Consider the following 8,578-nt stretch of genomic DNA (forward strand, 5'->3'; position numbering starts at 1 on the left):
GATTGATGTGGTCCTTGATGAGGACGGGCTGGCCGGGAACCATTCCGCCGCGTCTCCTCGTCGGACGGACGGGAGTCAACCCGCAGCCGGGGCGCTCGGAGCTCCGCCCCGCCCGGCTGGAAGACCAGCCCCGTCTCGAAGAGGGCCAGGCCCCCCTGGCTGTCCTGACTGCCGCGGCCGTCGTTGCGGCGCAGCGCGTGGAGCAGACCCGGCAGCAGCGTCGTGCGCAGGGCCGGCTCCTCGTCGGAGAGCGGGTTGACCAGGGTGACCGTCCGGCGGCGCTCGTCGCCCTCGGGCAGGCCGAGCTGGTCGGCGGAAGCCTCCCCGACGAACGGGTAGTTGAGCGTCTCGACGTAGCCGGCGCCTGCCAGCGCGCGGCCGACACGGCGGAGCAGCCGCTGCCGCTCCGTCAGGCCGCGGCCCGCGGGCGGCCGTGGCAGCGTCGAGGGGAGGTTCTCGTACCCCTCGAGCCGGATGACCTCCTCGGCCAGGTCGTTGGGATCCGTCAGGTCCGCGCGCCAGGAGGGCACGGTGACCGTCAGCTCGTCCTGCCCGTAGACGTCGCAGCCCACCTGCTGCAGCCGGCGCACCACCGTCTCGCGACCGTAGGTGACGCCCGCGACGCGGTCCGGGTGACCGGCCGACATCTTGATGGTGTGCGGCCCGTGCGGAGCGACGAAGCAGGTGACCCCGGCCTCGGCGGATCCCCCTGCGAGCAGCACCAGCAGGTCGACGGTGCGCTGGGCGGCCGCGGCCGCCGCCTCCGGGTCGACGCCGCGCTCGAAGCGCCGGGAGGCCTCCGAGGAGAGCTTGTGGCGGCGGCTCGTACGGGCGACGGTGACAGGGTCGAAGTGCGCGGCCTCCACGACGACTTCGGTGGTGCCGCGCCACTCGCCGGTGCCCGGGTCCTGCTCGGGGTCGGCGATCTCGCTGTTGATCCCGCCCATCACGCCGGCGAGCCCGATGGGCCCGGCGTCGTCGGCGATGACGAGGTCTTCGGCGTCCAGCTTCCGCTTCGTGCCCTCCAGGGTCGTCAGCTGCTCGCCCTGCGCCGCGCGGCGGACCGTGATGGCTCCGTCGAGCCGGGAGCGGTCGTAGGCGTGCAGCGGTGAACCCAGCTCCAGCATCACGTAGTTCGTGATGTCGACGGGCAGCGAGACGGGACGCATGCCCGCCTTCTGCAGCCGTCGCTGAAGCCAGATCGGCGACCTGGCCTCGGGGCGCAGCCCGGTGACCGTACGGGCGGCGAAGCGGTCGCATCCCTCGGGGTCGCTGACGTGCACCGGGAATCCGTGCTCGTTCGGCGTGGGGACGTCGAGCAGGGCCGGGTCCCGCAGCTGCTGCCCGTAGGCGATGGCCGTCTCGCGGGCGATGCCGCGCATGGACAGGCAGTAGCCGCGGTCGGGTGTGACCGCGATGTCCAGTACCTCGTCGACGAGTTCGAGCAGCTCGATGGCGTCGGTGCCCGGCTCGTACTCGGGCGGGAGGACGAGGATCCCGTCGTGGTCGTCCCCCATGTCCAGCTCACGGGCCGAGCAGATCATGCCCTCGGAGACCTTGCCGTAGGTCTTGCGGGCGCTGATGGCGAAGTCGCCCGGCAGCACGGCCCCGGGCAGCACGACGACGACCTTGTCGCCGACGGCGAAGTTGGTCGCGCCGCAGACGATGTTCTGGGCCTCGCCGGTGCCGTTGGCGTCCGCCACGTCGACCTGGCAGTAGCGGATCGGCTTCTTGAACTCGGACAGCTCCTCGATCGCGAGGACCTTGCCGACGACGAGCGGCCCCTTGAGCCCTGCACCGAGCCGTTCGACCGTCTCGACCTCGAGTCCGGCGTCGATCAGCTTCGCCGCGACGTCCCGGCCGGTCTCTCCCGGCGGCAGCTCGACGTACTCTCGCAGCCACGAAAGCGGGGCGCGCATCAGATCTCCATCCCGAACGGCCTGGTGAAGCGCACGTCACCCTCGACCATGTCTCGCATGTCCTCGACGTTGTGGCGGAACATCATCATCCGCTCGATCCCGAACCCGAAGGCGAACCCGCTGTACTTCTCGGGGTCGACGCCGCAGGCCGTGAGCACCCGCGGGTTGACCATGCCGCAGCCGCCCAGCTCGATCCAGCCCTCGCTGGAGCAGGTGCGGCACGGGTTGTCCGGGTTCCCGACCGACTCGCCGTGGCAGCGGTAGCAGACCATGTCCATCTCGGCCGAAGGCTCGGTGAACGGGAAGTAGTTGGGACGCAGACGGGTGTGCACGCCCTCGCCGAACAGCTCCCGGACCATGTGGTCGAGAGTGCCCTTGAGGTCGGCCATCGTCAGGCCCTCGTCCACAGCGAGGAGTTCGACCTGCGTGAAGACGGGAGTGTGGGTCGCGTCCAGCTCGTCCGTACGGAAGACGCGGCCGGGACAGATGACGTAGACCGGCGGCTCGCGGTCCAGCAGGGTACGGATCTGCACCGGTGAGGTGTGCGTACGCAGGACGACGCCGCTCTCGCCCTCGTCCTTCGCGTCGCCGCCTGCCCGCACGAAGAAGGTGTCCTGCATCGTGCGCGCCGGGTGATCGGGCGCGATGTTGAGGGCGTCGAAGTTGAACCACTCGGCCTCGACCTCGGGGCCCTCGGCGACCTCGTACCCCATGGCGACGAAGATGTCCTCGACGCGCTCGGAGAAGGTGGTCAGCGGGTGCCGTGCTCCGGCGGGCACGCGGTCGTGGGGCAGCGTGACGTCGACTGCCTCCTCGACCAGGACGCGCTCGTCGCGCTCGCGCTCCAGCTCTTCCTGCCGCAGCTTCAGCGCCTGGCCGACCGCTCCGCGGGCCTGGCCGACCCGCTTGCCGGCCTCGGCCTTGGCGTGCGGTGGCAGTGCGCCGATCTCGCGGTTGGCCAGCGCCAGCGGGGCGCGGTCGCCTGCGTGGGCGGCCTTCACCTCGCGCAGCGCTTCGAGATCACCGGCGCCGGCGATGGCGGCGAGCGCCTCGTCCTTGGCCCGGTCGATCACTTCCGGTTTCAGTGCCTCGACCTCGACGGGGTCGAACGACTTATTGGGTGCGGACATCTTTTCCCGTACTTCCGATTGGCTTTGGCTGCGCAAGAGTGCCAACAGCCGAGTCTAGAGGGGCGAGCGTGGTCCCCCGTACGCGGATGTGATCACCGGCGGCGGACCCGGGGCTTCGAGCACTCCGGGGCGCGAGGGACCGGCACGGCCCCTGAGGGGCCGGGGAAGCCCGTGCGCGCCGCTCAGGCCATGAAGGCCGGGGCGCCCACGGGCAGGGTAAATCGGAACTGGGCCCCGCCGGCGGATCCCCTGCCCACCGTGATCGACCCGCCGTGCGCCTCGACGATGCCCTTGACGATGTAGAGCCCCAGGCCGGTGCCGCCGCGCTTGCTCCCCCGCCAGAAGCGGGTGAAGACGCGGCTCATCGACTCCTCGGGGATGCCGGGGCCTTCGTCGCTCACGGTCACTGCGGTTCCTTGTTCGTCGCTACGGGCCGGCGCGGGCGCCACCTCGATGGTGACAGTGCCTTCGCCGTGCCGCACTGCGTTTTCCAGCAGGTTGCCCAGGACCTGGTCCACCTTGTCCGGGTCGGCCCACAGGCCCGGCAGAGGTTCGCTGACCCGGGTGACGAAGCGGTCCGCGGAGCGTCCCGCCGCGACGTGCGCCTCGACGTGGCGGCGGACCGCCGCGGCCATGTCGACCGGCTGACGGCGCACCTCGAGACGCCCCGAGTCGATGCGGGATATGTCCAGCAGCTCGGCGATGAGCCTGGTGATGCGGTTCGCGTCGGCGTCGACGGTCTCCAGCATCAGGCGCTTCTGGTCGTCGGTGAAGCGCTCCCACTTCGCGAGCAGCGTCGCGGTGAAGCCCTTCACCGAGGTCAGCGGGGAGCGCAACTCGTGGGCGACGGTGGCGATCAGCTCGGCATGGCTGCGCTCTGCGCGGCGCCGGGCCTCGGTGCCCCGCAGGCTCACCACCAGCCGGTGCACGGGCCCTTTCCGGTACGCCCGTACGTAGCGTGCCGCCACCAGCACCTCCTGCCCGCCGGGCAGGAGCAGGTTGCGTTCGGGCTGTCCGGTGCGGGTGGCGAGACCGCCGTAGGGGTCGGTGAGCTGCCACCAGCGGCGGCCTTCGAGGTCTTCGAGCGGCAGCGCGGCGTGCAGGGGACGGCCGAGAGCGTCGGAAGCGTGGCGGCCGGTCAGGCGGGCTGCGGCGGCGTTGAAGCAGATGACGCGGCCTGCGTCGTCGGCCACGACCAGCCCTTCGGGCAGGTCGTCGGGGTGTACGTCGAGCGCCTCGTGCTCGGGACTTCCCTCGTCGTGGGGAGCGGCCGGGGCGTCCTCGGAGCCGGCTGCCGCGCCGGCTCTGCTGTCGAGCGTGCTGCTGCCGGGATCGGACAGGACCTCGCGCGGTGGTGTTCCGTAAGCGCGTACATCCATCCCCGCCGACCCCCCTCTCTGGCCGCTCTCGCTCGCCCCCGGGCTGGCCACCCTACTAGTGCCTGGTCCGCAGTGTCCCTCCCCGCGACGTCGGGCTGAAGCCGCGCTCGACCAAGAAAACGCGCTGAAGGACGTGCGCCGGAGTGCGCTATTCCGTGACCCCTCGACCGTCGGCGCCCGTACGGCATCCCCCGGGGGCGCGCTGCGCACGCGCGGAGGCGTACAGGCAGACCGCGGCGGCCGTCGCGAGATTGAGGCTCTCCGCCCGGCCGTGGATCGGCACCCGCACCGCGGCGTCCGCGAGGGCGCGCGTCTCCTCCGGCAGGCCCCACGCCTCGTTGCCGAAGATCCAGGCGGTGGGCACGCCCATGCTTCCCGCGTCGAGTTCGGCGTCGAGGTCGTGCTCGCCCGTGCCGTCCGCTGCCAGGAGCCGCACTCCCGCGGCACGCAGCCCGCCTGTCGCCTCCTCGACGGGGACGCCCACCGCCACGGGCAGATGGAAGAGGGAGCCCGCGGAGGCCCGGACGGCCTTGGGGTTGTACAGGTCGACGGACGCGTCGGTGAGAACGACGGCCTCGGCACCCGCGGCGTCGGCGCAGCGCAGCACCGTGCCGGCGTTGCCCGGGTCGCGTACATGGGCGAGTACGGCCACCAGCCGGGGGCGCTCCGCCAGCACCTCCTGAAACGGACGGTCCACGAAGCGGCAGACTCCGATGAGGCCCTGCGGGCTGACTGTCTGCGCGATGTCGGCCAGGGTCTCGAGGTCGGCGAAGTGGACGCGTGCGCCCGTCTCCCCGGCCTCACGGACGATCTCCGGATGGCGTTCGGCGGCCTCTGGAGTCGCGAAGAGTTCCAGCAGCACAGGACCCCCGGGTTCCGCTGAACGAACGGCGACGGCCTCCCGTACGGCCTGTGGGCCCTCGGCGAGGAAACGGCGGTCCTTGGCGCGGAAGTTGCGCCGGACCAGCCGCCGTGCCGCGGCGACCCGTGCGGAGCGCGGGGAGATCAGGTCGGGTGTGCCCATGGGCGGCGGCTCACTTCGTGGTTCGTCCCGGCACAGCAGCGGACCCGCAGGCGCGATGCCTACGGGTCCGTCGCTGTGCTTCCGTCATGCGCGGCGTGCTTCAGGCGGCCTTCGGAGCGTTGACGTCGCTCGGGAGGGCCTTCTGAGCCACCTCGACGAGGGCCGTGAAGGCGCCCGCGTCGTTGACTGCGAGGTCGGCGAGGATCTTGCGGTCCACCTCGACGTTGGCAGCCTTCAGACCCTGGATGAAGCGGTTGTAGGTGATGCCGTTCGCACGGGCGGCGGCGTTGATCCGCTGGATCCACAGCTGCCGGAAGTCGCCCTTGCGCCGCTTGCGGTCGTTGTAGTTGTAGACGAAGGAGTGGGTGACCTGCTCCTTCGCCTTCCTGTACAGACGGGAGCGCTGACCGCGGTAGCCGCTGGCCTGCTCCAGGATCGCCCGGCGCTTCTTGTGTGCGTTCACTGCCCGCTTGACGCGTGCCACTTGATGACTCCTTGGTACACGGGGCCGGTCTGGTGGACGAGACCACCCAGCCCGAATCGAATGGGTCCCGGGTCGAGCTGGATCTACTTGCCGAGAAGCTTCTTCGCCTTCTTGGCGTCGCCCGGGGCCATCTCGGTGTTGCCAGCGAGGCGGCGCGTCAGCGTGGACGGCTTGTGCTCGAGATAGTGGCGACGACCCGCACGCTGGCGCAGCACCTTGCCGGAGCCGGTGATCTTGAAGCGCTTACGGGCACCGCTGTGCGTCTTGTTCTTCGGCATGTCGCCGTTCACTCCTCGTCGGTGACGCTCCCGGGCATGCCGCAGACCGGCAGGCGGAAGCGTCTTGTATCGCTGTTTCGGGTATCCGAGGCGGGGCCCCAGGAGGGCTCACGCCTCGGCGGGCTCCTCGGCGGGCTCCTCGATCGCGCTGCTCTCCGGCTGACGGCCGGCCTTGCGGGCCGCCTGAGCCTCGCGGGCCTCGGCCATCGCCTCGGTCTTCTTCTTGTGCGGACCGAGCACCATGATCATGTTGCGGCCGTCCTGCTTCGGGTTGGATTCCACGAAACCCAGGTCGGCGACGTCGTCCGCGAGGCGCTGAAGCAGCCGGAAGCCCAGCTCGGGGCGGGACTGCTCACGTCCGCGGAACATGATCGTGATCTTGACCTTGTCACCCTGCTTGAGGAACCGGACGACGTGACCCTTTTTGGTGTCGTAGTCGTGCGGGTCGATCTTCGGCCGGAGCTTCATCTCCTTGATGACCGTGTGCGCCTGGTTCTTGCGCGCTTCACGGGCCTTCATGGCCGACTCGTATTTGAACTTTCCGTAGTCCATGAGCTTGCACACGGGCGGACGTGCTGTCGCCGCCACCTCGACCAGGTCGAGGTCGTACTCCTGCGCTAGCTCCAGGGCCTTGGCAAGCGGCACGATGCCGACCTGCTCGCCACTGGGACCGACGAGTCGCACCTCGGGGACGCGAATCCGGTCGTTGATGCGGGGCTCGGCGCTGATGGGGCCTCCTCGGGTACACCACGCGACGGTCTGGCGGACGGCCGCGTGCGGTCAGTTCGTGTGACCCCCGCGCCGGAACGCACAAAACGCCCCTGACGGACACATGCGGGGCTCCTCAAAGACCGGGAGCACCGACGCGACTATCCGCGGGGCGCAGCCTGACCGTTGACCCGCGGTCCTGAGGACCGTCAGGTGGGAGATCGGAGCCTCCACTTGCGGGCTGAAGAGACGTTCTTCAGCCGGTCGATATCCCAGCATACCAGGGGCCGCAGGTGCTCCCCACCGGGGTGGCGAGGCGGGGGCGAGGCCTAGGCTGGCGCCCATGAGCGACTCCACACCCGCAGACCCCGCAGGGCCCGCCGATGGCGCGGGCACTCCCGGAAACCCCGACTTCGACAGCATGACCCGCGACATCGCGGACGTGCCGGCGGTCGAGGTGATCACCACGGTCGCCGTCCACCTGATGAGCTCCGCAGCGGTGAACCTCGGGCTCTCCGAGGACGGTGAGCAGCACCGTGACCTGGACGAGGCGCGGAAGCTCATCCACTCGCTGGCCGGACTGGTCACCGCCGCCGCGACGGAGATCGGCTCGTACCACGCAGCGCCCCTGCGCGACGGTCTGAAGTCGCTGCAGCTGGCGTTCCGCGAGGCCTCCGCCGTACCCGACGAGCCCGGACAGGGGCCCGGGGAGAAGTTCACCGGCCCGGTCATCGGCTGAGCGCCCCGGCGGGCGCCCAGCCGGACCTCAGCGCAGGGGCGAACCGGAGGGCTGCATGTTCCTGTGCATCTCCGCGCCCGCCGGAGGGTGCGTGATCCGGTGGACCATCGCCGCCAGTAGACCGCCCGCCAGTGGCGCCACGATGAACAGCCACAGCTGGGTCAGCGCGGCGCCGCCGGCGAAGATCGCAGGGCCGAGGCTGCGTGCGGGGTTGACCGAGGCGCCGGTCAGGGGGATGCCCATGAGGTTCACCGCCGCCAGGGTCAGGCCGATCGGCAGTCCCCCGAAGCCCGCCACCGTCACCCTGTGCGTCATGCACAGGTACACGTAGACGAGCAGCATCGTCAGCAGCAGCTCGGCCACGAAGGCACCGCCGAGGTTGATCCTCACCGCGGACCGGTCGCCGAAGCCGTTGCTGCCGAAGCCCTCGCTCGTACGCAGTCCGGGCACCTGCTTGGCGACCAGGAACAGCAGCGCCGCACCGGCGATGGCGCCGGCGACCTGCGCGACCCAGTACCTGACGGCCGTCTGCATGTCGAGGCGCTTGGCCACCAGCATGCCGAGCGTGACCGCCGGGTTCACGTGCGCCCCCGAGATCGGCCCGATCACGTACGCCAGGGCGAGCAGTGTGAAACCGAAGGCCAGGGCGATGCCGAGCGTGCCGATGAACTCGCCCGACAGCACCGTGGCACCGACCGCGAAGAAGACGAGGACCAGGGTTCCCAGAAATTCCGCCGCAGTGGTCTGCAGCTCCGTCTCGGTCGACATGACGCTCCTGACACGTCGGGGATGGTCGATCACCATCCGAGTCTCCGCCGCGTTGAGCGGACCCGCATGTCGAGCCGGTGCCTGCCCTCAGCGCCGGTAGAGGGCGCCGCGGGGCAGGGAGCTGCCGGGTGGAAGCACCGCCAGTTCGA

The 8,578-nt window shown here is 70.6% G+C and carries 9 protein-coding genes; 1 reads left to right on the forward strand and 8 read right to left on the reverse strand.

Annotated elements, in window-relative coordinates; all coding sequences use genetic code 11:
* The 7 genes from pheT to infC form a co-directional block, all read right to left on the reverse strand.
* A partial coding sequence (pheT, locus tag H5J26_RS25380; protein WP_181768294.1) for a phenylalanine--tRNA ligase subunit beta occupies window positions 1–1,919 on the reverse strand: 1,919 nt, incomplete at its 3' end.
* Window positions 1,919–3,049 (reverse strand): phenylalanine--tRNA ligase subunit alpha, encoded by a 1,131-nt coding sequence (gene pheS, locus H5J26_RS25385; protein WP_181768295.1) that lies wholly within the window; start codon window positions 3,047–3,049, stop codon window positions 1,919–1,921. The genes pheT and pheS, both read right to left, overlap by 1 nt.
* A 182-nt stretch (window positions 3,050–3,231) precedes the next feature.
* Window positions 3,232–4,428 (reverse strand): sensor histidine kinase, encoded by a 1,197-nt coding sequence (locus H5J26_RS25390; RefSeq protein WP_181768296.1) that lies wholly within the window; start codon window positions 4,426–4,428, stop codon window positions 3,232–3,234.
* A gap of 148 nt (window positions 4,429–4,576) precedes the next feature.
* On the reverse strand, window positions 4,577–5,452 hold the full coding sequence (locus H5J26_RS25395; RefSeq protein WP_181768297.1) for a TrmH family RNA methyltransferase: 876 nt from the start codon (window positions 5,450–5,452) through the stop codon (window positions 4,577–4,579).
* Between the two features lie 100 nt (window positions 5,453–5,552).
* A complete protein-coding gene (gene rplT, locus H5J26_RS25400; RefSeq protein WP_181768298.1) occupies window positions 5,553–5,936 on the reverse strand; it encodes a 50S ribosomal protein L20 in 384 nt (127 codons plus the stop codon).
* 83 nt (window positions 5,937–6,019) lie between these two features.
* Window positions 6,020–6,214, reverse strand: a complete 195-nt coding sequence (rpmI, locus tag H5J26_RS25405) for a 50S ribosomal protein L35 (RefSeq protein ID WP_181768299.1) — start codon at window positions 6,212–6,214, stop codon at window positions 6,020–6,022.
* Between the two features lie 108 nt (window positions 6,215–6,322).
* Window positions 6,323–6,943 carry a translation initiation factor IF-3 gene (infC, locus tag H5J26_RS25410; RefSeq protein ID WP_181768302.1) on the reverse strand — a complete coding sequence of 207 codons (621 nt, stop codon included), beginning with the start codon at window positions 6,941–6,943 and terminating at the stop codon, window positions 6,323–6,325.
* Between the two features lie 322 nt (window positions 6,944–7,265).
* Between infC and H5J26_RS25415 the strand changes: the two genes are divergently transcribed.
* Window positions 7,266–7,661, forward strand: a complete 396-nt coding sequence (locus H5J26_RS25415; protein ID WP_181768300.1) for a DUF1844 domain-containing protein — start codon at window positions 7,266–7,268, stop codon at window positions 7,659–7,661.
* Window positions 7,662–7,688: 27 nt separating this feature from the next.
* Here the strand turns inward: H5J26_RS25415 and H5J26_RS25420 are convergent, their stop codons facing one another.
* Window positions 7,689–8,429: an MIP family channel protein gene (locus H5J26_RS25420; RefSeq protein WP_181768301.1), complete on the reverse strand. Its 741-nt coding sequence runs from the start codon at window positions 8,427–8,429 to the stop codon at window positions 7,689–7,691.
* Window positions 8,430–8,578: the final 149 nt, after the last annotated feature.

Source organism: Streptomyces albidus (ex Kaewkla and Franco 2022) (genome assembly GCF_013870515.1).
In the GTDB taxonomy this organism is placed as follows: Bacteria; Actinomycetota; Actinomycetes; order Streptomycetales; family Streptomycetaceae; genus Streptomyces; species Streptomyces albidus.